Annotated in this window: 27 protein-coding genes, 1 tRNA gene and 1 pseudogene; 15 read left to right on the top strand and 14 right to left on the bottom strand. The window is 70.6% G+C overall.

Annotated features, from left to right (window positions below; all coding sequences use genetic code 11):
- Window positions 1-120 precede the first annotated feature (120 nt).
- Window positions 121-951 carry a formate dehydrogenase accessory sulfurtransferase FdhD gene (gene fdhD, locus C3E78_RS03120; protein WP_108576939.1) on the top strand — a complete coding sequence of 277 codons (831 nt, stop codon included), beginning with the start codon at window positions 121-123 and terminating at the stop codon, window positions 949-951.
- Window positions 952-954: 3 nt separating this feature from the next.
- On the opposite strand, the gene C3E78_RS03115 is transcribed toward fdhD, so the two are convergent.
- The gene (locus tag C3E78_RS03115) at window positions 955-1,371 is read right to left on the bottom strand and encodes a DUF1761 domain-containing protein (RefSeq protein ID WP_108576938.1); all 417 of its coding nucleotides are present in this window, start codon (window positions 1,369-1,371) and stop codon (window positions 955-957) included.
- A gap of 89 nt (window positions 1,372-1,460) precedes the next feature.
- On the opposite strand from C3E78_RS03115, the gene C3E78_RS03110 reads away from it, so the two are divergent.
- A complete protein-coding gene (locus C3E78_RS03110) occupies window positions 1,461-2,429 on the top strand; it encodes a helix-turn-helix transcriptional regulator (RefSeq protein WP_108576937.1) in 969 nt (322 codons plus the stop codon).
- Here C3E78_RS03110 and C3E78_RS03105 read toward each other — a convergent pair.
- The 3 genes from C3E78_RS03105 to C3E78_RS03095 form a co-directional block, all read right to left on the bottom strand.
- Entirely contained in the window at window positions 2,402-4,780 is a 2,379-nt protein-coding gene (locus tag C3E78_RS03105) for an ATP-binding cassette domain-containing protein (protein WP_108576936.1), read from the bottom strand. The two genes, C3E78_RS03110 and C3E78_RS03105, sit on opposite strands and share 28 nt — an antisense overlap.
- Before the next feature lie 7 nt (window positions 4,781-4,787).
- A complete protein-coding gene (locus C3E78_RS03100) occupies window positions 4,788-5,138 on the bottom strand; it encodes a UBP-type zinc finger domain-containing protein (RefSeq protein ID WP_108576935.1) in 351 nt (116 codons plus the stop codon).
- 80 nt (window positions 5,139-5,218) lie between these two features.
- Entirely contained in the window at window positions 5,219-5,707 is a 489-nt protein-coding gene (locus tag C3E78_RS03095) for a MarR family winged helix-turn-helix transcriptional regulator (RefSeq protein WP_199906920.1), read from the bottom strand.
- 83 nt (window positions 5,708-5,790) lie between these two features.
- On the opposite strand from C3E78_RS03095, the gene C3E78_RS03090 reads away from it, so the two are divergent.
- Window positions 5,791-6,861: an alkene reductase gene (locus tag C3E78_RS03090; RefSeq protein WP_108576933.1), complete on the top strand. Its 1,071-nt coding sequence runs from the start codon at window positions 5,791-5,793 to the stop codon at window positions 6,859-6,861.
- Between the two features lie 29 nt (window positions 6,862-6,890).
- Window positions 6,891-7,643 carry an SDR family NAD(P)-dependent oxidoreductase gene (locus tag C3E78_RS03085; protein ID WP_108576932.1) on the top strand — a complete coding sequence of 251 codons (753 nt, stop codon included), beginning with the start codon at window positions 6,891-6,893 and terminating at the stop codon, window positions 7,641-7,643.
- Window positions 7,644-7,653: 10 nt separating this feature from the next.
- Here C3E78_RS03085 and C3E78_RS03080 read toward each other — a convergent pair whose 3' ends face one another.
- On the bottom strand, window positions 7,654-8,409 hold the full coding sequence (locus C3E78_RS03080) for a VOC family protein (RefSeq protein WP_108576931.1): 756 nt from the start codon (window positions 8,407-8,409) through the stop codon (window positions 7,654-7,656).
- 342 nt (window positions 8,410-8,751) lie between these two features.
- Between C3E78_RS03080 and C3E78_RS03075 the strand changes: the two genes are divergently transcribed.
- The 5 genes from C3E78_RS03075 (at window position 8,752) to C3E78_RS03055 (ending at window position 14,692) form a co-directional block, all read left to right on the top strand.
- On the top strand, window positions 8,752-10,089 hold the full coding sequence (locus tag C3E78_RS03075; RefSeq protein ID WP_135804918.1) for a pyridoxal phosphate-dependent decarboxylase family protein: 1,338 nt from the start codon (window positions 8,752-8,754) through the stop codon (window positions 10,087-10,089).
- Complete coding sequence (locus C3E78_RS03070) at window positions 10,073-12,409, top strand: putative bifunctional diguanylate cyclase/phosphodiesterase (RefSeq protein ID WP_108576929.1); 2,337 nt, start codon at window positions 10,073-10,075, stop codon at window positions 12,407-12,409. The genes C3E78_RS03075 and C3E78_RS03070 overlap by 17 nt, the downstream gene beginning before the upstream one ends.
- Window positions 12,406-13,119 (top strand): hypothetical protein, encoded by a 714-nt coding sequence (locus C3E78_RS03065; RefSeq protein ID WP_159085795.1) that lies wholly within the window; start codon window positions 12,406-12,408, stop codon window positions 13,117-13,119. Before C3E78_RS03070 ends, C3E78_RS03065 begins: the two co-directional genes overlap by 4 nt.
- 96 nt (window positions 13,120-13,215) lie before the next feature.
- Entirely contained in the window at window positions 13,216-14,064 is an 849-nt protein-coding gene (locus C3E78_RS03060) for an oxidoreductase (RefSeq protein ID WP_108576927.1), read from the top strand.
- A gap of 19 nt (window positions 14,065-14,083) precedes the next feature.
- Window positions 14,084-14,692, top strand: a complete 609-nt coding sequence (locus tag C3E78_RS03055) for a TetR/AcrR family transcriptional regulator (RefSeq protein WP_108576926.1) — start codon at window positions 14,084-14,086, stop codon at window positions 14,690-14,692.
- A gap of 20 nt (window positions 14,693-14,712) precedes the next feature.
- Here the strand turns inward: C3E78_RS03055 and C3E78_RS03050 are convergent, their stop codons facing one another.
- Entirely contained in the window at window positions 14,713-15,600 is an 888-nt protein-coding gene (locus tag C3E78_RS03050) for a CE1 family esterase (protein WP_108576925.1), read from the bottom strand.
- A 98-nt stretch (window positions 15,601-15,698) separates the two neighbouring features.
- On the opposite strand from C3E78_RS03050, the pseudogene C3E78_RS18815 reads away from it, so the two are divergent.
- Window positions 15,699-15,959: pseudogene (locus tag C3E78_RS18815) on the top strand (MerR family transcriptional regulator); the annotation flags it as partial.
- Between the two features lie 100 nt (window positions 15,960-16,059).
- Here C3E78_RS18815 and C3E78_RS03035 read toward each other — a convergent pair.
- Window positions 16,060-16,135 (bottom strand) — tRNA-Thr (locus C3E78_RS03035).
- A 36-nt stretch (window positions 16,136-16,171) separates the two neighbouring features.
- Window positions 16,172-16,984, bottom strand: a complete 813-nt coding sequence (locus tag C3E78_RS03030) for a hypothetical protein (RefSeq protein ID WP_135804916.1) — start codon at window positions 16,982-16,984, stop codon at window positions 16,172-16,174.
- Between the two features lie 53 nt (window positions 16,985-17,037).
- On the opposite strand from C3E78_RS03030, the gene C3E78_RS03025 reads away from it, so the two are divergent.
- Both C3E78_RS03025 and C3E78_RS03020 read left to right on the top strand, forming a co-directional pair.
- Entirely contained in the window at window positions 17,038-18,201 is a 1,164-nt protein-coding gene (locus C3E78_RS03025) for an amino acid deaminase/aldolase (protein ID WP_108576922.1), read from the top strand.
- Window positions 18,198-19,508: a D-arabinono-1,4-lactone oxidase gene (locus tag C3E78_RS03020; protein WP_108576921.1), complete on the top strand. Its 1,311-nt coding sequence runs from the start codon at window positions 18,198-18,200 to the stop codon at window positions 19,506-19,508. Before C3E78_RS03025 ends, C3E78_RS03020 begins: the two co-directional genes overlap by 4 nt.
- On the opposite strand, the gene C3E78_RS03015 is transcribed toward C3E78_RS03020, so the two are convergent.
- Window positions 19,484-20,269: an IclR family transcriptional regulator gene (locus C3E78_RS03015; protein WP_199906919.1), complete on the bottom strand. Its 786-nt coding sequence runs from the start codon at window positions 20,267-20,269 to the stop codon at window positions 19,484-19,486. The two genes, C3E78_RS03020 and C3E78_RS03015, sit on opposite strands and share 25 nt — an antisense overlap.
- 157 nt (window positions 20,270-20,426) lie before the next feature.
- On the opposite strand from C3E78_RS03015, the gene C3E78_RS03010 reads away from it, so the two are divergent.
- Both C3E78_RS03010 and C3E78_RS03005 read left to right on the top strand, forming a co-directional pair.
- On the top strand, window positions 20,427-21,185 hold the full coding sequence (locus C3E78_RS03010) for a CoA transferase subunit A (protein ID WP_108576920.1): 759 nt from the start codon (window positions 20,427-20,429) through the stop codon (window positions 21,183-21,185).
- Window positions 21,182-21,844 carry a 3-oxoacid CoA-transferase subunit B gene (locus C3E78_RS03005; RefSeq protein ID WP_108576919.1) on the top strand — a complete coding sequence of 221 codons (663 nt, stop codon included), beginning with the start codon at window positions 21,182-21,184 and terminating at the stop codon, window positions 21,842-21,844. Before C3E78_RS03010 ends, C3E78_RS03005 begins: the two co-directional genes overlap by 4 nt.
- A 72-nt stretch (window positions 21,845-21,916) precedes the next feature.
- On the opposite strand, the gene C3E78_RS03000 is transcribed toward C3E78_RS03005, so the two are convergent.
- The 4 genes from C3E78_RS03000 to C3E78_RS02990 all read right to left on the bottom strand — a co-directional run bounded on the left by C3E78_RS03000 (window position 21,917) and on the right by C3E78_RS02990 (window position 25,316).
- Window positions 21,917-22,990 (bottom strand): TauD/TfdA family dioxygenase, encoded by a 1,074-nt coding sequence (locus tag C3E78_RS03000; RefSeq protein ID WP_108576918.1) that lies wholly within the window; start codon window positions 22,988-22,990, stop codon window positions 21,917-21,919.
- A 73-nt stretch (window positions 22,991-23,063) separates the two neighbouring features.
- Window positions 23,064-23,207, bottom strand: coding sequence for a hypothetical protein (locus C3E78_RS18175; RefSeq protein WP_159085794.1), 144 nt, complete (start codon window positions 23,205-23,207; stop codon window positions 23,064-23,066).
- Window positions 23,208-23,271: 64 nt separating this feature from the next.
- Window positions 23,272-24,183, bottom strand: coding sequence for an ABC transporter permease (locus C3E78_RS02995; RefSeq protein WP_108576917.1), 912 nt, complete (start codon window positions 24,181-24,183; stop codon window positions 23,272-23,274).
- An 11-nt stretch (window positions 24,184-24,194) separates the two neighbouring features.
- Complete coding sequence (locus C3E78_RS02990) at window positions 24,195-25,316, bottom strand: ABC transporter permease (protein ID WP_108576916.1); 1,122 nt, start codon at window positions 25,314-25,316, stop codon at window positions 24,195-24,197.
- A 36-nt stretch (window positions 25,317-25,352) separates the two neighbouring features.
- Between C3E78_RS02990 and C3E78_RS02985 the strand changes: the two genes are divergently transcribed.
- A complete protein-coding gene (locus tag C3E78_RS02985) occupies window positions 25,353-25,961 on the top strand; it encodes an LLM class flavin-dependent oxidoreductase (protein WP_235833755.1) in 609 nt (202 codons plus the stop codon).
- A gap of 104 nt (window positions 25,962-26,065) precedes the next feature.
- Here the strand turns inward: C3E78_RS02985 and C3E78_RS02980 are convergent, their stop codons facing one another.
- Complete coding sequence (locus C3E78_RS02980; protein ID WP_108576914.1) at window positions 26,066-26,557, bottom strand: flavin reductase family protein; 492 nt, start codon at window positions 26,555-26,557, stop codon at window positions 26,066-26,068.
- Window positions 26,558-26,616: the final 59 nt, after the last annotated feature.

Here is a 26,616-nt window from a genome sequence, read left to right as displayed (position 1 = left end):
GCGCAGGCACAGCCACGTCGACTCACGAGAGCTGTCCCCCACCCGCCGTCAGCCGTCCCCACCGGCTGCGCGGCCGCGCTCGACGAGCGCTGATCAGGCCGGTCGACGTACAGTTCACGCATGGCCGGTCGTCTCACCCGTCGCACGCGCGTCACCCGCTTCGACCCCGCGGGGACGACGGTCGAGCGCGAGGACACGCTCGCCGTCGAGGAGCCGCTCGAGATCCGCGTCAACGGACGATCGTTCTCCGTGACGATGCGCTCGCCCGGCGACGACTTCGACCTCGTCGCGGGCTTCCTGGTCTCCGAAGGCGTCATCTGGTCCGCCGAGCAGCTCGTGTCGCTCCGGTTCTGCGCCGGCACCGACGAGAACGGCCTGCAGACGTTCAACGTCGTGGACGCCCAGCTGAGCCCCGAGACCGCCCCGCCGGACCTGTCGCTCGAGCGCCACGTCTACACGTCGAGCTCGTGCGGCATCTGTGGCACGGCGTCCATCGAGGCGGTCGAGAAGGCCGCCCACTTCGGCCACTCGAACGACGATCGCACGTGGTCCGCCACCCTCATCGGCTCACTTCCGGACCGCCTGCGAGAGCACCAAAAGGTGTTCGACCGCACCGGCGGCGTCCACGCCGCAGGGCTGTTCGACGCCGCGGGCAAGCTGCTGTGCTTGCGCGAGGACGTCGGTCGGCACAACGCGGTCGACAAGGTCGTGGGGTGGGCCCTGCGCGAGGGACGCCTGCCCTTGGCAGGAACGACCCTGCAGGTCTCCGGCCGGGCCTCGTTCGAGCTCGTGCAGAAGGCCCACATGGCCGGCATCCCCGTCCTCGCCGCGGTGTCGGCGCCGTCCTCGCTCGCCGTCGAGCACGCCGAGGTCGCCGGCATGACGCTCGTCGGGTTCAGTCGAGGTGGCGCCTTCAACGCGTACGCGGGAGCCCACCGCATCACCGAGTGACCGTCACCCCATCAGCTGCAGGATCGCGCAGGCGACGAGGCTTCCACCGAGGAAGTACGGGGTGTTCAGCAGCCCGTACGCGAGGGGACGCGGGAAGCTGGGGTTGATGGCGATGTTGAACGTCATCGAGACCAGGTAGCCCACCCCCACGAGCGCTCCGAACGTGAGGGCGTCGCCCATCGTCTGCACGTCGAGGGCGGCCATGAGCACCGCGTCGGTGAGCACGACCACCAGCATGCAGGCGACGGGCCCCCCGTACGTCAGGGCATCTGGCTCAGGGGCGGGCAGGTCCTGGCGTCCCAGCACGGCGACGTACTGCTTGGGCACGAGGGCGCCGAAGTAGAGCCCGCCGAGCACAGCGAGGGCGAGGGTGGACAGCAGGACGGCGAGCCAGTTGATCTCGGGGATGACGTCGAACATGCGATTCTCCAGGTTCTGTGTGGTTGGTTCCCGCAGCCTCGCAGCAGAACAGGACAGGATGTGTCCGCTTCTACGGTCACACTGGACGGATGACGACGACCTCTTCCCGGCTGCTGTCGCTGCTGTCCCTGCTGCAGGCACGCCGCGACTGGCCCGGTGCGCTGCTCGCCGAACGGCTCGACGTGAGTCCTCGCACCGTCCGGCGAGACGTCGACAGGCTGCGCGAGCTCGGCTATCCGGTCGCGGCCTTCAAGGGACCTGACGGCGGCTACCGGCTGGATGCCGGCACCGAGCTGCCGCCGCTGCTGTTCGACGACGACCAGGCCGTCGCCCTCGCGGTCGCCCTGCAGCTGGCCACGACCTCCGGGGCGGGCATCGAGGAGGCCGCCACCCGCGCCCTCACCACGGTCCGGCAGGTCATGCCGGCGCGCCTGCGCCATCGCATCGACGCCGTCGAGGTCACCGCCGTCGGCGGGTCGACGACGCCCCCCGTCGACACCGGCCTGCTGGCCGAGCTGAGCACCGCGATCCGCAGGCGGGAGGTGCTCCGGTTCGACTACGCCTCGCCGTCCGGCGCCCAGGGCCGCGGACCTCGACGGGCCGAGCCCCTTCACCTGGTCGCCCGCAGCGGCCGGTGGTACCTGGTGGGCTGGGACCTCGAGCGCGAGGACTGGCGGACGTACCGTGTCGACCGCATCTCCCCGCGGACGCCGAACGGTCCGCGGTTCGAGCCGCGCGAGGTGCCCGGCGGCGACCTGGCCGCCTTCGTCAACGGTCGGTTCCGCGGATCCGACGGCACGACCACCGACTGGCCGTGCCGGGGCGAGGTCATCATCGACCTGCCCGCCGCGACCGTGTCGGCGTACGCCCATGACGGCGTCGTGGAGCCGTGGGGACCGGATCGCTGCCGCCTCGTCCAGGGCGCCTGGTCGTGGGTGGGGCTCGCAGCGATGCTGGGCCGCTACGACGCGGAGATCGAGGTGGTCGGACCTCCCGAGCTCGCCGCCGCCTTCGCGACCCTCGCCGATCGCTACGCGCGGGCCGGCTCCCGGACGTAGGCCGCAAGATGCTGACCGGTGAGCGTCGACCGGTCGGCGACGAGATCGGCCGGGGTGCCCTCGAAGACGACCGTGCCACCGTCGTGACCCGCGCCGGGACCGATGTCGATGATCCAGTCGGCGTGCGCCATGACGGCCTGGTGGTGCTCGATGACGATCACCGACTGGCCCGCGTCCACCAGCCGGTCGAGCAGCCCCAGCAAGTTGTCCACGTCGGCCAGGTGCAAGCCGGTCGTCGGCTCGTCGAGGACGTACACACCTCCCTCGGCGCCCATGTGCGTCGCGAGCTTGAGCCGTTGGCGCTCGCCTCCCGACAGCGTCGTGAGCGGCTGACCGAGGCTCACGTACCCGAGACCGACGTCGACCAGGCGCAGCAGGATCTTGTGCGCAGCGGGGAGCTTCACCTGGTCCGGGCCGAAGAAGTCGGCGGCTTCGGAGACCGGCATCTCCAGCACCTCGCTGATGTTCCGGCCACCGAGGGTGTAGTCGAGCACGGCTGGCTGGAACCGCCTGCCCTCGCAGTCCTCGCAGGGCGTCGAGACGCCCGCCATGACGCCGAGGTCGGAGTAGATGACGCCGGCGCCCTTGCACGTGGGGCAGGCGCCCTCGGAGTTGGCGCTGAACAGGGCGGGCTTGACCCCGTTCGCCTTCGCGAACGCCTTGCGGATGGGCTCGAGCAGGCCCGTGTAGGTGGCGGGGTTGCTGCGTCGCGAGCCCTTGATGCCGCTCTGGTCGACCGTCACGACGCCCTCCCGGCCCGCGACGGACCCGTGGATCAGCGAGCTCTTGCCGGAGCCGGCGACACCGGTCACGACCGTCAGGACGCCGAGCGGGATGTCGACGTCGACGTCCCGGAGGTTGTGCGTGCTGGCGCCGCGGACCTCCAGCGACCCGGACGCCGTGCGCACGGAAGGCTTCAGGGTCGCGCGGTCGTCGAGGTGCCTGCCAGTGAGGGTGTCGCTCCCCCGCAGGTCGTCGACCGTGCCCTCGAACACGATCTCCCCGCCGGCATGGCCCGCCCCGGGACCCAGGTCGACGACGTGGTCGGCGATCGCGATCGTCTCGGGCTTGTGCTCGACGACCAGGACCGTGTTGCCCTTGTCGCGCAGCTGCAGCAGCAGGTCGTTCATCCGCTGGATGTCGTGCGGGTGCAGGCCGATCGTCGGCTCGTCGAAGACGTACGTGACGTCGGTCAGCGCCGAGCCGAGGTGCCGGATCATCTTGGTGCGCTGCGCCTCACCCCCGGACAGCGTGCCCGAGGGGCGTTCGAGGGACAGGTAGCCGAGTCCGATCTCGACGAACGAGTCGAGCGTCTCGGACAGCGCCGTGAGCAGCGGCGCCACCGACGGCTCGTCCAGGTCACGGACCCAGACGGCCAGGTCGCTGATCTGCAGCGCGCACAGATCGGCGATGTTCCGGCCCGCGATCCGCGAGGACCGGGCCAGTGCGCTCAACCGGGTCCCGTCGCACTCGGGGCAGGTCGTGAACGTGATCGCCCGCTCGACGAAGGCGCGGATGTGCGGCTGCATCGCGTCGACGTCCTTGGCGAGGAAGGACTTCTGGATCTGCGGGATGATGCCCATGAAGGTGAGGTTGATGCCCTCGATCTTGAACTTCGTCGGCTCCTGGTGCAGCAGGGCATCCAGCTCCTTCGCGGTGAAGTCCGCGATCGGCTTGTCGCAGTCGAACAGACCGACGCCGCGCAGGATCCGCCCCTGCCACCCGTCCATGCTCCATCCCGGGATGGTCAACGCACCCTCGTTGATCGACTTGCTCTCGTCGTACAGCGCCGTCAGGTCGAAGTCATTGACCGCCCCGCGCCCCTCGCACCGCGGGCACATGCCGCCGGTGACGCTGAAGCTGCGCCGTTCCTTGGTCTCCCGGCCGCCCTTCTCGAACGTGACGGCACCGGCACCCGAGACCGACGCGACGTTGAAGGAGAACGCCTGCGGCCCTCCGATGTGCGGCTCCCCCAGCCGGCTGAAGAGTCGTCGGAGCATCGCGTTGACGTCGGTCGCGGTGCCGACGGTCGAGCGGGGGTCCGAGCCCATCCGCTCCTGGTCGACGATGATCGCGGTGGTGAGCCCGTCGAGGACGTCGACGTCCGGCCGGGCCATCCTGGGCATGAACCCCTGCACGAACGAGCTGTACGTCTCGTTGATCATCCGCTGGGACTCCGCCGCGATCGTGGCGAAGACGAGCGAGCTCTTGCCCGAGCCGGAGACGCCCGTGAACGCCGTCAGCCGGCGCTTGGGAAGGACGACGCTGACGTCCTTGAGGTTGTTCTCCCGAGCACCCACGACCCGGATCAGGTCGTGGCTGTCCGCGGGGTGCACGTCGTCAGGTGTCATCGCCTGGTCAGTGCAGCTGCGACTGCCAGTCCGGCGGCACGGACCCGGCCGGTCCCGGAACGGGCTGGTCGACGGGATGGCTGGTCGGTGCGGCGAGCTCCACACCGGTGAACACGTCCTCCGTGCGGAAGTCCCAGAACCAGCTCTCCCCCGGCTCGAACGACTGCATCACGGGGTGGCCGGTCTCCCGGTAGTGGGCCGAGGCGTGCTGTCCGGGCGAGCTGTCGCAGCAGCCGACGTGACCGCACTCCGCGCACCGTCGCAGGTGGAACCACCAGCCACCCAGGGATCCGCACTCGACACATCCCTCTCCGGACGGGGCGACCGACGGCACGATGCCGTCCTGATGTGTGGACACGGCTCCTCCTGGTGCGGTGAGGTGATGACCCGATCCTCGCACTTCTTGGGCCGTCACGGCAGGGGCGCGGCGGATCCGGCTCAGGACGGCAGATCGGGCAGATCGGCGGCGCGGAGCAGGTTGTCCTCCAACGCCTCGAGACCCCGAAGGATCTCCTCGCGCTCGTCGGGTGCGAGACCGTCGACCGTGACGGCCTCCAGACGCTTCCACATGCGCTCCACCTTCGGACGCAGCTCGTGGCTCGACTCGGAGGCCTGGACCATCACCACGCGGCGGTCCTGGGTGCTGCGAGCCACCTCGACGAATCCCGCCTTCTGCAGTCGCTGGACGGTGCGGGTCATGGTGGCGGCGTCGGAGTCCGTCATCCGGATCAGGTCGACCTGGCGCTGCGGTCCTGCGTCCCACAGCCGCATCATGACCTGCTCCTGGTTCGGGTAGAGCCCCGTCTCGCGCAGGAGCTGTCCGGCCAGCAGCTTGTGGAGCCGGGCGACCCGGAATATCGCGTGGCTCACGGGCCCGTCGGCGGCTCCGGCCGGCTGGGTCACGTCGGGAACTGGGCGCTCGGTCACGGGGTCAACGTACCGCTGCGGAATAGATCTCGGTAATTACCTGTTCGAACAGGTAAATCCCCCGTCGACTCCCAGGAGCTCACATGACCACCGCATTCGACCCCATCACCATCGGCCGGCACACCCTGCCCAACCGCATCGTCATGGCGCCCATGACGCGCAGCCGCGCGGCCGACGGCCGCCCCACCGAGCTCACCGCGACGTACTACGCGCAGCGCGCCTCGGCGGGCCTCATCATCACCGAGGGCATCCAGCCCTCCGTGATCGGCCAGGGCTACCCGAGCACCCCGGGCCTGCACGATCCCGAGCAGGTCGCGGCCTGGCGGGCCGTGACGGACGCCGTGCACGAGCGCGGCGGGCGGATCTTCGCCCAGCTCATGCACACCGGCCGGGTCGGGCACCCCGACAACTACGCCGACGACCTCACCCCGGTCGGGCCGTCGTCCGTGCGCGCAGACGCGCAGATCTTCACGCCCGGCGGCCTGCAGCAGATGGTGCAGCCCGAGCCCCTGACCCACGAGGAGATCCTGACGACGATCGACGACTTCGTCTCCGCCGCACGTCACGCGATCGAGGCCGGATTCGACGGCGTCGAGCTGCACGGCGCCAACGGCTACCTCCTGCACCAGTTCCTGTCCACCAACGCGAACCAGCGCGGCGACCAGTGGGGTGGCTCCCGGGAGAACCGGGCCCGCCTGATCGTCGATCTCAGCTCCGCGGTGGCGGAGGCGATCGGCGCCGACCGCACCGCGGTGCGGCTCTCCCCCGGGAACGGCATGAACGACATCGCCGAGGACGACGCCGAGGGCACCTACCTGTACGTCACGGAGGCGCTGGACCGCCTCGGCCTGGCGTACCTGCACGTCCTCGAGACCGGCCTCCCCCAGCTGACCAAGCAGCTGCGGGCCGCCTGGAGCGGCGCGTTCATGCTGAACCCCTCGACCCCCGGGTCGAGCACCGGTCCCGACCAGCTCCGCCTGATCGAGGACGGCTCGGCCGACCTGCTGTCCTTCGGCGCCCTCTTCCTGGCCAACCCGGACCTTCCGGCCCGGCTCGCGGCCGGGGGGCCGTTCAACGCCCCGGACATGACCAAGGCCTACGGCGGTGGCGACGAGGGCTACACGGACTACCCGACGCTCCAGCACACCAGCTGACACCTGAACACCGACACAAGGAGATCACCATGAGCACCACACAGCACGACACCGGACGGACCATCGTCATCACGGGCGCAGCGGGAGGCGTGGGCGCCGAGCTCGTCACCCGCTTCCTGGCCAACGGCGACACCGTCATCGCGACGGACGTCTCCTCCGAGGCCCTCGCAGCACTCGCGGAGCGCGAAGGACAGGCCGAGCGGCTCGTCACGCTCGCCGTCGACATCTCGGACGAGCAGGACGTCGCCGCGCTCGCCGGACTGGCGGCGGACCAGGGTGGGGTCGACGTCCTGGCCAACGTCGCCGGGTTCTTCCCGTTCGATCCGTGGGAGGACCTGACACCCGACCGCTGGCGCCGCGTCATCGACGTCAACCTGACCGGCTACTTCCTCGTGACGAGCGCGATCCTGCCGCTGATGCGTGACAGGGGGTGGGGTCGCGTGATCAACTTCGGCTCCGCCTCGATGTTCCCGGGCGTCGCGGGTCAGGTGCACTACGTCTCGGCGAAGGCCGCCCTGGTGGGGTTCACCCGCAGCCTGGCCCGAGAGGTCGGCGCGGACAACATCACCGTCAACCTCCTGACGCCAGGGCTGACGCTGACCGGCCCGGTCGTCGAGAACTTCTCACCGGAGCTGATCCGGTCGCAGCGCGAGGGCCGAGCCCTGCGCCGCGACCAGCACGCAGCCGACCTGGTGGAGCCGGTCTTCTTCCTCGCGTCGCCGGGCGCTGACTTCATCACGGGGCAGACCCTCAACGTCGACGGGGGAATGTTCATGAACTGATGTCGCCGGGTCAGGTGGCGGCCGCGGTGGGTCGCGGTGCCGGACGGGCGGGTCGGGACTCGAGCACGACGAACTCGTTCCCGCCCGGGTCGGTCATCGCGACGCCCCCGAGCCCACCGACGGGACGGTCGACCCGCCCGGCACCGAGCAGGACCAGCCGTTCGGCCTCCTGCTGCGCGTCGCCGGCGACCGGGGCCAGGGTGAGGAACAGGCGGTTCGAGCCCCGCTTCTCGTTGTACGGCGGCCCGCCCCAGCTGATCTTGGTCCCGCCTCGCGGGGACTGGATCGCGGTCTCCTCGTCCTGGTCCCACACGAGCGGCCAGTCCAACGCCGCGCTCCAGAACCTCCCCACCGCCGGGGAGCCGTCACACGACAGCTCCCCGACCGGTGCCGTCCCGGCCAGGAAGCTGTTGCCCGGCTCGATCACGCAGAACTCGTTGCCCTCGGGGTCCGCCAGGACGATGTGGCCCTCCTCGGGCAGCTGCCCGACGTCGAGGTGCCCGCCCCCGAGCGCCAGCGCTCGCCTCACGATCGCGTCCTGGTCCTCCGGCGACGTGCTCGTGAGGTGCAGATGCGTCTGGTTGCGACCCGCCTTCGGCTCGTCGAACGGGACGAACCTGATCCTCAGGTCGGCACCGCCGTCCGGGACGAGGTCCGTGCCTCCCGGCACCTCCTCGGTCCGGCGGTCGAGAAGGCCCGACCAGAACGCGGCCAGGACAGAGGGCTCGCGAGCGCCGAAGCAGAGTGCGACGAGGTCAGATGCCATCGTGTCCCCCACGAGGGAGCGGCCCGGGGCCGTCCCGATTGCCCCCCGTGACCCTTCACGCTAGGTGCGTGGTCCCCGAGGGCGCAATGCCTGGCGGCCGGCCGGTCGGGCGCCAGGACGGACGGGATGGCCGCCGCCTCGTCGAGGCGGCGTCCTCGGGGGATTTTCATCGGCCGACATCGCAGGCCCAAGTGGTCGCCGCGACGCGTTTCGGGAGCAGACGGGCCGTCTCCACCGCTATCCTGATCGTGCGCGGCTGGCCATGATTGGGGAGGGGCAGAGCGTCGGCGGTACACCTCGGTGACCGTTCGCGATCCACACTTCTACGATCGGCGGGGCGACGTGCACGACTTCGCGCTGCAGGATCGCCAGGTGCTGCGCGAGCTCGCTAGCTGGATGGCCGATCGCCGAGAGACTCCCATCCCGCCGCGACCCGATCGCGCCCCCGATCTGCCGGGGGTCACCCGCGCGGGCATCGGGATCCAGGCGACGTGGGCGCTGCTCCGTGACGTCCTCCTGCCGTCGAGCTTCCCCACCGACCACCCCCGCTACCTCGCGTTCGTCGGGGGATCGCCGACACCCGCCGCTGTCATCGCCGACGCCGCGCTCTCGGCCGCCGCCGTCTACGGCGGCAGCGAGCTCGAGGCGGGCGACGTCGTGGCGGCCGAGCGCATGGCGATCCGCTGGCTCTGCGACGTCGTGGGCTACCCCGAGAAGGCCCACGGCGTGTTCGTGAGCGGCGGGTCGCTGGCCAACCTCAGCGCACTCGTCAGCGCCCGGCACGAGCGGGTGGTGACGCACGGGGGCATGCCCACGGTGGTCGTCGCCAGCGCGTCCGCGCACTCCTCGATCCGGGCGGCGACGTCCATCATGGGCTGCCGGGTCATCTCGGTCGGCACCCCCGACCGTCCCCTCCGTGGCGACGAGCTGACCGCGGCCCTGGACTCCCTCGACCCCAGCGAGGTCGTCGCGGTCGTCGCCAACGCGGGCGCGACCAACACCGGCGCGATCGACGCGCTCCAGGAGATCGCCGAGATCTGCGAGGTCCGGGGCATCTGGATGCACGTCGACGCCGCCTACGGCGGAGCCGCGCTCCTCGTACCGGGCAAGCGCGACGAGTTCGCGGGCATCGAGCACGCGGACTCGGTCACGATCGATCCGCACAAGTGGCTCTTCACACCGTTCGACTGCGCTGCCGTGCTCTACCTCGACCCCACGATCGCGCGGGCGGCCCACCAGCAGCGGGCCGTGTACCTCGAGGCCGTCGAGGACGACGGGGCCGACAACCCCGCCGACTACGCAGCCCACCTGACCCGTCGGGCGCGCGGCGTGCCGGTGTGGGCCTCTCTCGTGGCCAACGGCACGGATGCGTACGTGGACGCGGTCGAGACGTGTCTCGCCGTCGCCGACTACGCGGCGAAGCAGATCGAGGCGATCGCCCACCTCGAGATCGTGACCGAGCCCCACCTGTCCGTCGTCCTGTTCCGGCGGCACGGGTGGACGGCGGACGACAACGCACTGTGGTCCGCCCGGCTCCAGGCCAGTGGCACCGCCCTGGTCACCCCGACGACGTTCGAGGGCGAGTCCGTGCTGCGGCTGTGCTTCGTGAACCCCCTGACCACGACCGACGACGTCGACCTCGTCCTCAAGACCCTGGAGTGCGATGCGCCCACAGGATGAGGGGACGGGCCGCTCCCGGATCGACATCGCACAGGCCGTGGTGGCGCCCCTGCCGTGGGCGGTCATGACCACCGGCCTCGTCGTCAACGAGATCACCAAGCCGGTCGCGAGTGTCGAGACGCCGCAGGTCCTGCTGACCTCCCTCGCGATCTTCTTCCCGCTGCTGATCCTGCGACTGGGACTCGTGGCATGGCTGCACCCCGGTCGACGCACGACGTTGCTGCTGCTCCTGGCCTCGATCGCGGCGTGGGCGCTGGGCTCGATCTCGGTCAATGCCGCACGGGTCGACGGCCAGACCCAGTTCCCGGCCCCGGGAGAGTGGCTCTTCCTGGTGTCGTACCTGGGGATGGCCGGGTACCTGCTGCGCGACGTGGACTGGCGGCAGCCCCGTCCCGCCCGCAGCTGGCTGGACATCGTCATCGTCTGCGGCGGCACGGCCTGCCTGGCGTGCCTCCTGCTGGTCACCCCGATCCGGGCGGTCTCCCACCAGGAGGGCTCCTCCCTGCTGCTGGCACTGATCTATCCCCTCGCCGACATGATCCTCGCGCTGCTGGTGCTGGGGCAGTCGTTGCTGCAGACGCGCAGCGACCGGCGCAAGGCGTGGATGATCGGGTTGGCGTTCGCGCTCATGGCCTGCGCCGACTCCGGTTTCGCGCTGCAGGGCTCGGCGAGCACCTACGACTTCGGCAACCTGTCGTACGCGTTGTGGGGGGCCGGGTTCTCGGTCCTGGTGGCGGCAGCGTGCCGGCCGGGGCAGACCGTCATCCGGGCCGTCCCGAGGTCGGCGGGCACGCCGGTCCTGGTCGGCGCCGGACTCGTCGCCCTCGCGGTGCTGGCGTTCCGTCCCGACGACACGCTGGCGTACTACATGCTCCCGCCCGCGCTGCTGACCCTCGCGGCGGTGTCGGCGCGCCTGGCACTGGCACTCAGGGACGCCAACCGGGCCAACGACGCGTTCGCGCTCTCCCAGACCGACGACCTGACCAAGCTGCCCAACCGGCGCGCCGTACGCGCCTGGCTGTCCGAGGGCCTCGCCGCCCGCCGGCCGATGGCCCTGATGCTGCTGGACCTCGACGGGTTCAAGGAGATCAACGACTCGCTGGGGCACCGGGCGGGCGACACGGTCCTGACCCTCGTGAGCCTCCGGCTGCAGGAGGCCGTCGACCAGCGGACCCGCGTCGCACGCCTCGGCGGCGACGAGTTCGCGATCATCATGGGCACCAGCGACGAGATCGAGCTCATGGAGACGGCGTACGGCGTGCTGGCCGAGCTGGCCAAGCCGATCGTGGTCGAGGGCATCAAGATCTCCCCCGCCGGCTCGATCGGGGTCACGGTCGCCGTCGCAACCGACCAGGACGGTGGCGAGGTCCTCCGGCGGGCGGACGTGGCGATGTACCAGGCCAAGAACTCCGGACTGGGGGCGGCGCTCTACGACGCCGAGCTGGACGAGTTCACCCGCTCGCGCCTCGAGCTCGCCGAGGAGCTCCGCCGAGCGCTCACCGAGGACCAGATCGAGGTCTGGTACCAGCCCCAGGTCGACGCCGCCACGATGCGGGTGTGTGGTCTCGAGGCGCTCGTCCGCTGGCGCCACCCCACCCAGGGAGTGATCAGCCCGGTCGCGTTCCTGCCGGCCGCGCGACGCGCCGGACTCATGGGCAGGCTCTCGGAGGTCGTCGTCACGCAGGTCGTCGAGGACCTGCAGACGCGCCTGAAGGAGGGCATCGACCTGAACGTGGCCATCAACTGCGCCCCGCCGGAGCTGTTGGGGCCGACGTTCCTCCCGCACCTCTTCGCAGCGATGGCGACGGGGGACGTGCCGGCCGAGCGACTCGTCCTCGAGGTCACCGAGGACTCCTTCCTCGCCGATCCCCAGCGGACGCGCGAGATCCTGCTCGAGCTGCGCGGCCACGGCGTGCAGATCTCGATCGACGACTACGGCACGGGGTTCTCCTCCCTGGCGTATCTGCGCAACCTGCCGGTGCAGGAGCTGAAGATCGACCGCACGCTGATCGGCGACGTGGCCACCGACGCCCGCAGCCGGATGATCGTGGCCTCGACGATCCAGCTCGCGCACGCCCTCGAGATGCGCATCGTCGCGGAGGGCGTCGAGAACGCGGCCGACCTCGCCGCGCTGGTCGCGATGGGGATCGACGAGGTGCAGGGCTATCACATCGGTCGCCCGATGCCGCCCGGACAGATCGACCGCTGGGTGATCGAGCGGGCGGCCGAGGACCGTGTTCTCGTCCGTACGACATCGAGCGACCCCGAGCACCACAACGAGCAGGATCCACTCGAGCAGGAGAAAGAGGACTCACGATGACCGGTGCCCCATTGCGTTTCGTGTTCGACCCGACAGGCGAGGAGCTGGCTGCCGCCAGGCGGTGCGAGGCCGACGTGTTCCTCGAGGCGTACGGCAACACGATCGAGGAGTTCGAGGTCGAGTACGGCGCGTACGAGGGCTCGACCGGGTTCATGACCGTGCTCCGGGACGACGGGGAGGCGATCGCCGTCGCGCGGTTCATCGCCCCGGGCCCGGCCGGTCTCAAGACCCTCAACGACGTGAGCCGCCCGCCGTGGCACGTCGACGGCCTCAGGTCGGCGCGGTCGGCCGGCATCGATCCCGACCGGACGTGGGACATCGCCACGATCGCGGTGCGCCGCGGCGAAGGACGCGGTGGGCTGTGCGCCAGCGCGATCTACCACGGGCTCATCCGCGCCATCTACGCCAACGACATCGAGTACGTCGTCATGATCATGGACTCGCACGCGCGCCAGCTGCTGACCAGCCTCGGCATGCCGACCCAGGCGCTGCCGGGGACCAAGACCGGCGAGTACCTCGGGTCAGCCAGCAGCACCCCCTTGTGGGCCCACGTGGACCGCGGCCTGGAGCAGCAGCGCCAGGAGAGCCCGGACGCCTACCGGCTCATCCGCCAGGGCTCAGGGCTCGACGGCATCGCGATGCCGAGCGACTGGGTGTGGCACCGCAAGAGCGTGGCCGGCTCGGGCGCCGCGCCCGCGGGTCCCGCGTAGGCCTCGACGTCCCCGGAGGGTCGGCCCTGCGCAAATTCGACACGACGTTGATTATTTTCGACACCGTGTAGACTTTGTGGAGAAAAGGGGTTACTCATGACCAAGACGTTTTTCATCACCGGAGCCAGCAGCGGCCTGGGCCGCGCGTTCGCCCAACGAGCGCTGGACGACGGCCACACCGTGGTCGGGACGGTGCGCAAGGCGGCGGATGCCGAGGCCTTCGCCGCGCTGTCCCCCGGACGCTCCTTCGCGGAGGTGCTGGACGTGACGGACGACGACGCCGTCTTCGCCGCCGTCGACCGCACCGAGCGTGACATCGCACCGATCGACGTCGCGATCGCCAATGCCGGCTACGGGCACGAGGGTGTGTTCGAGGAGTCGTCCATGGCCGAGGTGCGGGCCCAGTTCGACGCCAACGTGTTCGGCGCCGTCGCCACCGTGAAGGCCGTCCTTCCCGGGATGCGCCGTCGACGGTCCGGGCACATCTTCGGTGTCACCTCGATGGCCGGCCTCATGACGGTGCCGGGGCTGTCGTTCTACCACGGCAGCAAGTACGCACTGGAGGGGATTTTGGAGACCGTCGGCAAGGAGGTCGCGCAGTTCGGCGTCCACGTCACGGCTGTCGCACCTGGCTCGTTCAGGACCAACTGGGCCGGCGGTGCCATGGCGCGCTCGGACCGGTCGATCAGCGACTACGACGGGCTCTTCGCACCGATTCGTGCCGCCCGCCAGGAAGCCGACGGCCAGCAGCTCGGCAATCCCGAGATGGCGGCCGCGGCTGTCATGAAAGTCCTGGAGACGCCCGATCCACCGGCCCATCTCGTGCTGGGGTCCGACGCGTTGCGCCTGGTCACCACCGGACGCGCCGCAGTGGACCAGGAGATCGCCGCGTGGGCCGACCTGACGCGCACGACCGACTTCCCGGACGGCCACCAGCTCTCCTGAGGCGGGTATCTTGACTCACGTGAGAGAACCGGCAGGCCCGTCCGCCGGCAGGCGCCGCCACTCCGGGCGGAAGGGCGACGCCCGGGAGGCGGCGATCCTCGACGCGGCCGAGGAGCTGCTGGCGCGCGAGGGCTTCGACCACATGACCGTCGAGGGCATCGCCAAGGGCGCAGGGATCACCCGTGGTGCGCTGTACTTCTACTTCGGCTCCAAGCAGGACGTGCTGACGGCGCTGGTCGCTCGCACCCTGCTGTCCATGGCCTCGGCGGCGGACCGCGCCGCCAGCACTATGGAGGACGACGCCGCCACGATCGTCCAGACGTCCCTGCGGAGCACCGAGACCTCGTGGCGCGAGCACGGTCGTGTCATGCAGGCCGCCGTCGACCTCGGCCCTCTCGTGCCGGAGATCGGCTCGCTGTGGAAGGCCACGGTCGACACGTACATCGACTCGATGACCGCCGTGCTGGAGCGTGCGGGCGCCCCGGACGCTCGCCACCTCGCCACGGCACTGTGCTGGATGACCGAACGGACCTACTACTGGTCGCACGTCGAGTCCCAGGCGGAGCACCTGGGCGACGTCACGGCGACGTGCCACGTGGTGTGGATGTCGGCGCTCGCCGCCCGATGACCTGACACGACCGCGCCGCGTCAGGCCGTCCGCTCGCGGTCCTGGCGAGAGATGCCGAAGAAGTCGGCGACGGCCTCAGCGGCCGAGACGCGCTGCTCCGTCGCCCCGAGCACGAACGGCGCCTTCTTCGGGCCGGGCACCGTGTGGCCGCCGCCGTGGATCGTCAGGAGCCTCACCGGCGGCGCCCCCTCCTGGGAGTACTCGGTCTGCTCCACCCAGGTCCGCGCGGGTCGCCCGGCACGAACCAGCGGCGCGACCGAGGCGTCGCCGACGATCCCGTTGCGCCGGGCCAGGTGCTCCGCGGTGCGTTCGGCCGACCACATCGGGCCTCCGGCCCTGAACACTCGACGGAGGAACCGGTTCATGCTGCCGCCCCGGTACGAGACGATCGGATCCTTCGTCCCGTGGATGAGCAGCACCGGCAGGGGCTTCGACCCCGCCTCGCCCACGGGCAGCAGGAAGTTCTCGGGCGCCGGCATCGTCGCGGCGATCACTGCCGCCCCGGCGATCAGCTCGGGGACCTCGTTGATGAGCCGAAGCACCATCTGGCCGCCGTTCGAGTAGCCGACGACGAACACCCGGTTCGGGTCGATCCCGAACGACTGCTGAAGATCCTCGACGACCCGGCGGACGAGGCCCACGTCGTCGACGTCGTCCGTACGCGCCGGGAAGAAGCTGTCCTTCCGGGCGTCGTTCCAGTTCTTCTGGTGACCGTCGAGGTAGACGACCACGGCGGCTCCACTGTCGGCCATCGCGTCGAAGGCGTGCCCGGTGAACCGCCGATGGACGTCGCCGGTCTGCTTGGACCCGTGGAGGACCAGGACCAGGTCCCGCGGGTGGGCCGAGTGGGGGTCACCGACGACCGTCATGGTCCGTGTCCTGCCGTCGATGGTGATGCTCCGGCGCATGGTCGTTCTTCTTTCCGTCAGATGGTTCGCGTGCGGTCGTCATGAACGCTAAACTCTGACATCGTGTCAAGGTCAAGCCTTGCGGAACAGGAGACGCGATGATCATCGGCGAGCTCAGCGCCAGGACCGGGATCAGCGCCCGATCGCTCCGCTACTACGAGAAGATCGGCCTGCTCGACGCCGAGCGCGGCGACAACGGCTACCGGTACTACGCCGAGGATGCCGTCGACGTCGCGCAGACCATCCGCTCGATGTTCGACCTGGGGTTCCCGGCCGACATGGTCCGTACCGCGCTCCACTGCGTGGCCGGGCGCCACGAGGTCGACGGCGACGCGGTGCGCACGAGGGTCGAGCAGATGCGGGACGACATCGCCGCCCGCATCGCCGAGCTGACAGCCACCCACGCGACCCTCACGGAGTTCCTCGACGGGCCGGACGGCTGCGTCCCCGATGAGGGTGTGGAGCCTCCGACAGGATTCGAACCCGCGACATCCTTATTACAAGTAAGGCGCTCTACCAACTGAGCTACAGAGGCGTGCGGGCCGAGGCCCGGGGTCCATCGTAGCGAGGCCTAGGCCTGACCCGCCCGGCACCGCCGGAGGTAGTCCTCGTCGACCTGCTCGTCGTCGCCGAGATCGGGCATCTCGACCTCGTCCGCGTCGCCGACGCGCTGGAACGCCTTGAGGTCGGCGCGGGTCTCGTCGAGGTCCGACTCGGGCACCAGCTGATCGTCCAGCGCCAGGGTGCAGTCGCCCGCGCCGAACTCCTGCCAGCCGCTGCTGACACCGAAGTCCTCGGTCGTGTCGGGGTACGCGCTGAGCCCGTGGACCCGCAGCATCCCGATGACGCGGACCGGCCCGTCCGCCCCCATCCGCACCTCGTACGCCGCCCGGGTCTGCAGCTCCAGCACGACGTACGGCTTGCCTGCCTCGTCCTTGGCCTTGGACACCTGCCAGGCCGTGGTGACCTGCGGGGCACCGAGCACCGTGACGCCGTCGGCGAAGACGTTCGCGACCGCGAGACGCGGGGAGACGGCGGCCGCGGCCTGCTTCGTCAAGGTGGCGGCCGCACGGTCGGGCAGGGCGTCCGCGACGGTGTCGATCGGGGAGGCGCTGTGCCAGACCGTCTTGTCGAGGGTCGTGGCCTCCGCCCAGCTCACGAGCGACGCGGCCATGCGGTCGTACGTCGCGGGGTCGACGCCGGAGGGTGCCGGCGGCGGGTCCCCGGCGTCCAGGGCCTGCGCCCTCGACCAGCCCAGGTCGAGCGACGCGAGGGACAGGGCTGCCTGCGGCGCGGGGTCCGATCCACGGTCCTCGTCCGATCCCGTCGTGCAGCCGGCACACACCAAGAGTCCTGCCACGACCATCCCGAGAAGTCTGCGCATCGTTCCAGTATCAGCGACCGAGGCGTGGAACCGTGGTGCGACATACTGACGTGATGCCACAGCCGTACGACCGCCTGCTCACCGCGACGGCGTCACTGGACACCCCGTTCGCCGTGATCGACGGCCCCGCCCTGTGGGCCAACGCCACCGACCTGGTCCGTCGCGCGGCGGGCGTGCCGATCCGTGTCGCCAGCAAGTCGGTGCGCGTCCGGTCGGTCATCGACCGGACGCTCGCCAGGGACGGGTTCGCGGGCATCATGTCCTACTCCCTCGCCGAGTCGAACTGGCTCGTCGACCACGGGGCCGACGACGTCCTGCTGGCCTATCCGACGACGAGCCGCCAGGCCCTCCAGGACCTCGTCGCGGACGACCGCAGGCTCGCGGCGATCACCGTGATGGTCGACAGCACCGAGTCGCTGGACCACATCGACTCCCTGCTGGGGCCGGACCACCCGCCCATCCGGGTCTGCATCGACGTCGACGCCTCGCTGAAGCTGGGTCCCGTGCACCTGGGCGTCCGCCGCTCCCCCGTCCACACCGCCGAGCAGGCCGGCGCGCTGGCCGCGGCGATCGAGAAGCGCCCCGGGTTCGACCTCGTGGGCGTCATGTTCTACGACGCGCAGATCGCGGGGCTGCCCGATTCCTCCCCCGCCGTGCGCCTCGTCAAGAAGCGTTCGGCGGCCGAGCTCACGCTGCGGCGCGCCCAGGTCGTCGACGCCGTCCGGCAGCACGCCGACCTCCAGATCGTCAACGCCGGCGGCACCGGGAGCCTCGAGGTCACCGGCCGCGACCCGGCCATCACGGAGCTCACCGCCGGGTCCGGGCTGTTCTCGCCCGTCCTGTTCGACGGCTACGACGCGTTCGAGTCCCGCCCTGCGGCGTACTTCGTCCTCTCGGTCGTGCGCAAGCCCGCCCCGGACATCGCGACCCTGTTCGCCGGCGGCTACATCGCGTCCGGACCGACCAACAAGAACCGCCAGCCCGCCCCGACGTGGCCCCCCGGGTTGAAGGCCGTCGGCACCGAGGGCGCCGGCGAGGTCCAGAGCCCGGTCAAGGGCGACGCGGCCCGGAGCCTGTCGATCGGCGACCGGGTCGTCATGAGGTACGCCAAGGCCGGCGAGATGTGCGAGCGCTTCGACCAGGTCGCGATCGTCGACGCCGACGGCACCGTGCAGCTGGAGCCGACCTATCGCGGAGAGGGCAGGAACTTCGGATGACCGCTCACGAGACAGCCCCCACGTGGCACAACTGGGGCCGCAACGTCGAGAGCCGTCCGGTCCGCATCACGCACCCGTCCTCGACCGCTGAGGTGGTGGCGATCGTCCGCAAGGCGATCGCGTCGGGGCTCCCGGTCAAGGCGGTCGGCGCGAGCCACTCGTTCACCGCGATCGCCGCGACTGACGGCGTCCTGCTGCGGCTCGACCGGATGAACGCGATCCTCGGCACCGACACCGCGACCGGACGGGTCAGGGTCCAGGCCGGCATCTCGCTGCACGACCTCAACCCGCAGCTGCACGCGCGTGGCCTCGCCCTGGCGAACCTCGGCGACGTGGACCCGCAGTCGGTCGCCGGAGCGGTCTCGACGGGCACGCACGGCACGGGCGGGAGGCTGTTCGGGATCGCAGCGTCCGTGGTCGGGGTCCAGCTCGTCACCGCCACCGGCGACGTCGTGGAGATCGACGAGCAGCACGAGTGGTTCGGGGCGAGCCGGGTGACGCTCGGCGCGCTCGGGATCATCACCGAGGTCACGCTGCAGTGCGTCCCGGCGTTCCTGCTGCACGCCCGCGAGGAACCGATGCCGCTGCCGGACGTGCTGGGCAGCATCGACGACCTCGTCGCCGACAACGACCACTTCGAGTTCTACTGGTTCCCGCACACCGAGAAGACGTTGACCAAGCGCAACAACCGGGTCCCCGAGGGCACCGAGCGCAGGCCGCTCGGCCGCTTCCGGCACTGGCTCGACGACGAGCTGCTCAGCAACACCGCGTTCGAGGGCATCAACCGGGTCGTCGCGAGACGGCGCCAGCTGATCCCGCGCGTCAACGCGATCTCCGGATCCGTGCTGAGCGCGAGGGAGTACGTCGACGACTCCTACAACGTCTTCGTGTCGTCCCGACGGGTCCGCTTCCGCGAGTCCGAGTTCGCGATGCCGCGCGAGGCGCTCCCGCACGTCCTCGGCGAGCTGAAGGCCTGGTTCGGCGCCGGCCACGAGAACATCTCGTTCCCGATCGAGGTGCGGTTCACCGCCGCGGACGACGCCTGGCTGTCGACCGGCCACGAGCGCGACAACTGCTACGTCGCGGTCCACCAGTACTGGCGCAGCGACTGCGCGGCGTACTTCGCCGCCGCCCAGGACATCTTCACGGCCCACGAGGGGCGTCCCCACTGGGGCAAGATGCACACGCTGGACGCCTCGTACTTCGCCAAGGCGTACTCCCGCTTCGACGACTTCGTGGACATCCGCGACGAGCTCGACCCCGGACGCACGTTCAGCAACCCCTACCTCGACCGCGTCCTCGGCTGACCTGCCCGGCCGGTCAGCTCGTGCGCGGCCCGGAGCAGCAGCTGTCCCAGCTGCGGGCGTCGCTCGGCGGAGAAGCGCGTCTCGACCCCGGTCAGGCTGAGGGCCCAGGCCGGACGGCCGCGCTCATCGAAAACCGCCGCCCCCAGGCCCCAGCTGCCCTCGACCAGCAGGCCCGGATTCGTGGCGAAGCCGTCCCGGCGCGTCGCGGCGACCCGGTCGCGCACCGCCGGCGCGGAGTGGGCCGCACCCCACTGGGCCACCAGATCGGTTCGTCCGAGGTAGTCCTCGACCTCGCGATCCGGCATCAGGGCGAGCGTCGCCAGACCTGCCGACGCCACGCCGAGCGGCAGCCGGATGCCCTCGTGCAGGACGTGCGACCGCAGGGGGAAGCTGCCGTCCTCCCGCAACAGGCAGACCGTCTCGTCGCCGCGCACCACGGACAGGAACGCGCTCTCCCCGGTCGTCCCGGCGAGGCGGCGCACCACCGCGCGCGCGTGCTCCGTGACGTCGTACCGCCGGGTGGCTGCGGATCCCAGGAGGTACGTCTCGGGACCGAGGTGCCAGGCGCCCGACTCGCGGTCCCGGTCCACGAGCCCCTCGTCCTGGAGCGAGGACAGCAACCGATGGGTGGTCGCGCGGGCCAGGTCCACGTGCCGTGCCACGTCCGACGTGGACGCCCCGTCAGGCTCGAACGTCCCCAGCGCGCGCAGCAGGGCGCCGATTCTCTCGACCACTCCGGCACGTTCGAGGGGCGACGACATGCCGCCACCCTAGCGTCCACTGGGTGGACGTCTGGAGCGCGACCGTCCACCGGTCGACCAACTCGCGAGGCGCCGCGGACATCGCTTGACCCGGCTCGCGGGCGACCGTTGACTGGCCGAGGCGTCCGGTGGACGCCGGGACGATCAAGGAGACGTCATGACCCAGAAGGTCTACGCGGACGTGAACGAGGCGGTCGCCGACATCCCCGACGGCGCCACGCTGGGAGTCGGCGGATTCGGGCTGTGCGGCATCCCCGACCGGCTCATCGGGGCCCTGCAGGAGCGCGGTGTCGCCGGGCTGGAGGTGTTCTCCAACAACTGCGGCGTCGACGACTTCGGTCTCGGGATCCTGCTGACGGCTGGGCGGATCCGTCGCGTCACGGCGTCGTACGTCGGTGAGAACAAGGAGTTCGCCCGCCAGTACCTGGCCGGCGAGCTCGAGGTCGAGCTCACGCCGCAAGGGACGCTGGCCGAGCGGCTGCGTGCCGGCGGCGTCGGCATCCCCGGCTTCTACACCCCCGCCGGTGTCGGCACGCCCGTCAGCGAGGGCGGGTTGCCGTGGCGGTACGCCCCTGACGGCAGCGTCGCCATCGCGTCGCCGCCCAAGGAGACCCGGGAGTTCGACGGCAGCGAGTACGTCCTCGAGCGCGCGATCCGCCCCGACTTCGGCCTCGTCCACGCTGCGGTCGGGGACACCCACGGCAACCTGGTGTTCGACAAGAGCGCGCTCAACTTCAACAGCCTGGTGGCCATGGCGAGCGGCACCACGATCGTGCAGGTCGAGCAGCTGGTCGAGCCCGGCGACATCGACCCGGGATCGGTCCACCTGCCCGGCATCTTCGTCCAGCGCATCGTGCACACCGGCGTGCAGGACAAGCGCATCGAGAAGCGAACCGTTCGAGAGGTCCACGCATGAGCAGCACGATCGTCACCGCAGGCTGGAGCCGCCGCGAGATGGCCGCACGCGCCGCCCTCGAGCTCGCCGACGGCGAGTACGTCAACCTGGGCATCGGGCTGCCGACGCTGATCCCCGACCACCTGCCCGCAGGGGTGCACGTCACGCTGCACTCCGAGAACGGCATCCTCGGGACCGGGCCCTACCCCGACGAGGCCGACGTCGACGCCGACCTGATCAACGCGGGCAAGGAGACGGTCACGGTCCGGCCGGGCGCCGCCTTCTTCGACTCGGCACTCTCGTTCGGCATGATCCGCGGCGGGCACATCGACACCGCCGTCCTCGGCGGCATGGAGGTCTCGCAGACCGGGGACCTGGCCAACTGGATGGTGCCCGGCAAGATGGTCAAGGGCATGGGCGGGGCGATGGACCTCGTCCACGGCGCCCGCAAGGTCATCGTCCTGATGGAGCACACCGACCGTGCGGGCGTCTCCAAGCTCGTGGACACCTGCTCGCTGCCGCTGACCGGCCGCGGCGTCGTCCACCGGGTGATCACGAACCTGGGCGTCGTCGACGTCGACGGTAGGCGCTTCGTGCTGCGCGAGGTCGCGCCGGGCCTCACCCCAGAGGAGGTCGTTGCGGCCTCCGGCTCCGCAGCGATGATGTCTGCCGTCGACTGACGGGACAACGCTGGGGACGTCATCCCGCGCGTGCGCTCTGCGCCGCGCCTGGGATGACGTCCCCGCCGAGGGTCAGTTGCCCCAGGAGTCGTTGACCTGGACGGCGTCCTTGATGCTGAACCGGCCGCCGTCCTGGGCGGGCGCGGACGGCTCACCCATCACGACGACGTGCTTGCCGAAGCGGGGCACCAAGGGACGGCCGGCGTCGCGCTTGAGCCACAGGCGCAGGAGGTGACGCCTGCGCTCGGGCTCGGGGTGGTCCTCGAAGCTGGTCCGTGAGTGCAGCGCGGCGTAGTTCAGCAGCCACTGGACGTCTCCGGGCTGGAAGTCCATGTCGATGGCCAGCCCGGGCTCCTGGGAGATCTCGTCGAAGAGGTGCAGCACCTCGACCTGATCGGGCGTCAGCCTCGGGACGCTCGGGTACTCCTGCGCCGTGAAGATCATCGACATCCCCGCGTAGGTGCTGAGGACGCCGTCGACCAGGCTGACGATGGGCGACGTGTAGGTCTCCGCGGGAGCGTCCGGGTCCTGGCGCCTCCAGTCGAAGTGGAAGGGCTCGAGCAGCAGCGGCGCGAGATCGGGCCGGCGGCGAACGATCTCGTTGTAGATCGTGGTCCCGCTGACCAGGCTCGACGCACCGCCGGACTTCGAGCCGCGCAGGCACATCAGCGCGACGACGTCCGAGCTGTCGGAGTGGAACGGCAGGCGGTCACGGACGCGCGAGGGCAGCGCCGTCTTGTCGTCCATGGTCTTGTTCGACGTCGCCACCACGTGGTCGAGCAGGTCGCCCATCTGGTTCTGGGCGATCGGCTGGCCCAGGTGCAGACCCATGACGAAGAAGATGGCCGCTGCCACCTCGTCGCCGTACTCGTCGGTGCGCAGCCCCCGGACGAGGATGAAGCCGCGACCGGAGTCCATCTGCCGGGCGCACTCCTCGTTGAGCGCTCGGCACGCGTCGAGCGGGTAGTCGGCCGCGGTGACGGTGCGCAGATCGGGATCGTCGGCGACGAAGGCCCGGCCGAGCACCTCGAGCTCCTCGCGCTCGGCAACGGTGAGGTGGTGGATCCACTCGGTCGATCGGGACAGCTCGTCGCCGCGCCATGCGGACGGGCCGGACATGAAAGCGGGGTCGGTGGTACTGGTCATGGGTCTCTCCTGGTTGCGTGTGACGGTTCTGACGGGTGGGAGCACCCCCCACGCTGGTGGGGGACGACCCGGGTCAGAACAGCGTCTGGGGGCGACCCAGCGCAGATCCCGGGCGCCACAGACCGGTCCGCTTGGGCGAGACGCGAGACGGCGACGTGTAGCCGGCGACGGCGCCGCAGGCGAGCAGGAGCGCGGTGCGGCGGTTCTCGCTGCTCACGGCGTCCTCTCTGCAGTGTCCGGTTCGGCCTTGGCGACCAACATCCTCGGATGTCGTCGCTGCGTCAGCGCAACGCGTGCCGATCGAAACCGATCCCCAGCTCACGGGGGCTGCGGCCGCGGGACGCGAAGATCGCCATCGTGATCAGCGCCAGCACGTACGGTGCCGCGATCAGCAGCTGGGGGTTGAGCTCGTAGCCCATCGCCGGCAGCGCGAGCCGCAACGCGTCGGCCGCACCGAAGACCAGGCATCCGGCCAGCGTCCCCTTGATGCTCCACGCACCGAAGATGACCGCCGCCATCGCGACGTACCCGCGACCAGCGGTCATGTTCTCGCCGAAGTTGCCGACCGCGGCCAGAGCCAGATAGGCGCCGCCGAGACCGGCCACGGCCGCCCCCAGGATGACGGCCTGCCGCCGGATCCGGTTCACATCGATACCGGTGACCGTGCTCTCCCGGGCGGCTTCGCCGACCGAACGCACGTTGAGGCCCCATCGCGTCCGGTAGAGCAACCACCACACACCCGGGACGCCCACGTAGAGCAGGTAGAACGGCCAGGGCTGCCCGAACAGGGCATCACCGACGACCGGGATCGACGACAGCAGCGGGATCTCGGTGCGTCCAAAGCCCTCCGCGCTGAACCGGTAGTTCTGGAACAGGTACGTCGTCAGCCCGAGCACGAAGATGTTGAGCGTGAGACCGACGACGAACTGGTTGAGGGTCAGCCAGTGGGACAGTCGCCCCTGGAGGAAGCCCACGAGCGCGCCCGCCACCGCCCCGAGCATCAGGCCCAGGATCGGCGAGCCGGTGGCGTAGGAACCCCAGGCGGCCCCGAAGGCACCGCCCAGCATCATGCCTTCGGCCGAGATGTTGCAGGCACCGGCCTTCTCCGAGACGAGCTCGCCGAGTGCGACGAAGGCGAGCGGTGCAGCGAGGCGTGCCGTGCTCTCCAGCATCGTGGACAGATCGTTGATCATGGTCTTCCCTTTCAGCGGGCGCGGTCGGAGAGGACGCGCTGCCGCGCTCGGTGTCTGACCACCAGTGAGGGCAACAGCACGGCGAGCACGAGGAGCGCCTGCACGATCCCGACGATCGCCCCGCTCACCCCGATCGACGCCATCCAGCCACCACCGGCCCGGACTCCGCCGTACAGGAGGGCGACCGGAACGGCGACCAGCGGGCGGGGCCCGGCGATGAGGGCGACCAGGAATCCGTCCCAGCCGTAGCTGTTGGAGAGACCGGGCGTGAGCCGGTGGGCGTCCGAGGACAGGAAGGCCGCGCCGGCCAGGCCCGCAAGCGCGCCGGACACGGCGAGTGCACAGCCGCCGATCATCGCGATGCTCGATCCGAATCGCACCGCCGTTCGCGGGTTGCCCGACGTCATCTTCAGGCGCAGTCCCCACGTCGTGCTGCGCATCAGCCATGCCACCACGAGGGCGATCACGAGCGCGATGACGATGACCGGCTGGATCGCGAACCCGTCACCCTCCACGGCGGGAGCCAGCTGGGCACCGGCGGGGATGCTCTCGGACTGTGGCAGCCGGTTGCTGGCGGCTGCTCCGGTTTCCGCACCCGCTTGCAGCAGGTACGTGCGGTTGACCATCCATGAGATCAGCTGGATCGCGACGAAGTTCATCAACAGCGTCGTCAGCACCTCGCTGACCCCTCGGCCGAACCGCAGGAGTGACGCGATGCCTGCCCAGGCGGCGCCGCCGAGGGCACCGGCCACAAGGACGGCGGGAAGCATGAGTCCAGTGGGCAGGTCGAGCTTGACGGCGACCGCAGTGGCGGCGAGGGCCCCGACCAGGACCTGACCCTCCGTACCGAGGTTGATCAGCCCGGCCCGCATCGCGACGCATGCGCCGACCGCGACCAGCAGGATCGGCCCGGCGTGGTTGAGGGTCGCGGCGATGCTCGACGACGACCCGAGGCTGCCCTCCCACATCGACCGGTAGGCCTCGAGGGCATCGTGCCCGGTCGTCTCCAGCAGCAGCCCGGCGAGGCCGAGGGCGGCCAGGATCGAGACGGCGAGCAGGCCCGCGTGGATCGCCCACTCGCCGACGCGCGTCGTGTCGTCCCGCTTGCGGAGGGCGGTCATCGTGGCACTCATGCGGCCTCGCCTCCCATGAGCATGCCGAGACGTTCCATGTCGACCCCGCTGCGTGGCATGTCGCCGACGACCTTTCCCTTGTACTTCGGCGGGTCCTCCGCCCCGGCCGGCCCGGTGGCGGCCCGGCACGCCGACGTCTACCTCACCTGGGGCGAGCCGCCGGCCCAGGTCGCCGAGAAGCTCGACTGGATCCGCGGGCTGGCGAAGGAGGAGGGCCGCGAGGTGCGGTTCGGCATCCGTCTGCACGTCCTGACCCGCGACACGACCGAGGCCGCCTGGGCGCAGGCCCAGTCGCTGCTCGACGGCCTCGACCCCGCGGACGTGGCCAAGGCGCAGGAGGCCCTCGCGGCGTCGGAGTCCGTGGGCCAGCAGCGCATGCGCGCCCTCCACGAGACCCGCCGCGACGTCACCGACGCCCACGACCTGGAGATCCACCCGGGTCTGTGGGCGGGAGTGGGCCTGGTGCGCGGTGGTGCGGGCACGGCACTGGTCGGCAGCCACGCCGAGGTGGCCGACCTCGTCGAGGAGTACGCGGCGCTCGGCATCGACGAGTTCATCCTGTCGGGCTATCCGCACGTCGAGGAGGCGTACTGGTTCGCCGAGGGCGTCAAGCCGATCCTGCGGCACCGGGGCCTGCTGGCCTGACCCCCGGCCCCGACCCCGCCCAGATCTGCGGACTCCCGCACGTTTTCTGCGCCAGCAGACCGTGCAGGAGTCCGCACATCTGGGTCAGGGGTGGTCAGGGGTGGTCAGGTGTGGGTGCCGAAGGTCCGCTGCCAGTACGTCAGGGGGGCGGCATCCGTCGAGTCGGCGGCCTCGACCGCCCCCAGGACGATCGTGTGGTCGCCCGCCGGGACGAGCCGTTCGACGGACAGCGCGACCCAGGCGTGCCGCTCCCGCAGCGCCGGGGCGCCGTCCTCCAGCTGCCACGGCACGTCGAGGAACTTGTCGTCGCCCTTGCCCGCGAACCGCATGGCGACCTGCTCCTGGTCCGCGGCGAGGACGTTGACCCCGATGCGGGAGCCGACCTCGAGCTTGGTGAGCAGGTTGGAGCGGTTGTCGAGCGAGACCAGCAGCATGGGCGGGTCCATCGACAGCGACGAGAACGCGCTGACCGTCGTGCCGTGGGGGCCGCCGTCGTGGAAGGTCGTGACGACCGAGACCGCGGCCGCGACGTTGCCCATCGCCGCACGGAACGACTTCTGCAGCACCTCGGCGTCGATGGTGGGTTCTTCGCTCATGTCATCGACGGTAGATCGCCGGGCGAAACGCTGCCCGGCCCGCCCGGATCGCGGACGAG

This window comes from Aeromicrobium chenweiae, assembly GCF_003065605.1.
In the GTDB taxonomy this organism is placed as follows: Bacteria; Actinomycetota; Actinomycetes; order Propionibacteriales; family Nocardioidaceae; genus Aeromicrobium; species Aeromicrobium chenweiae.
The sequence above is the reverse complement of the archived record's forward strand: the minus strand, read 5'-3'. Positions and strand labels throughout refer to the sequence as shown.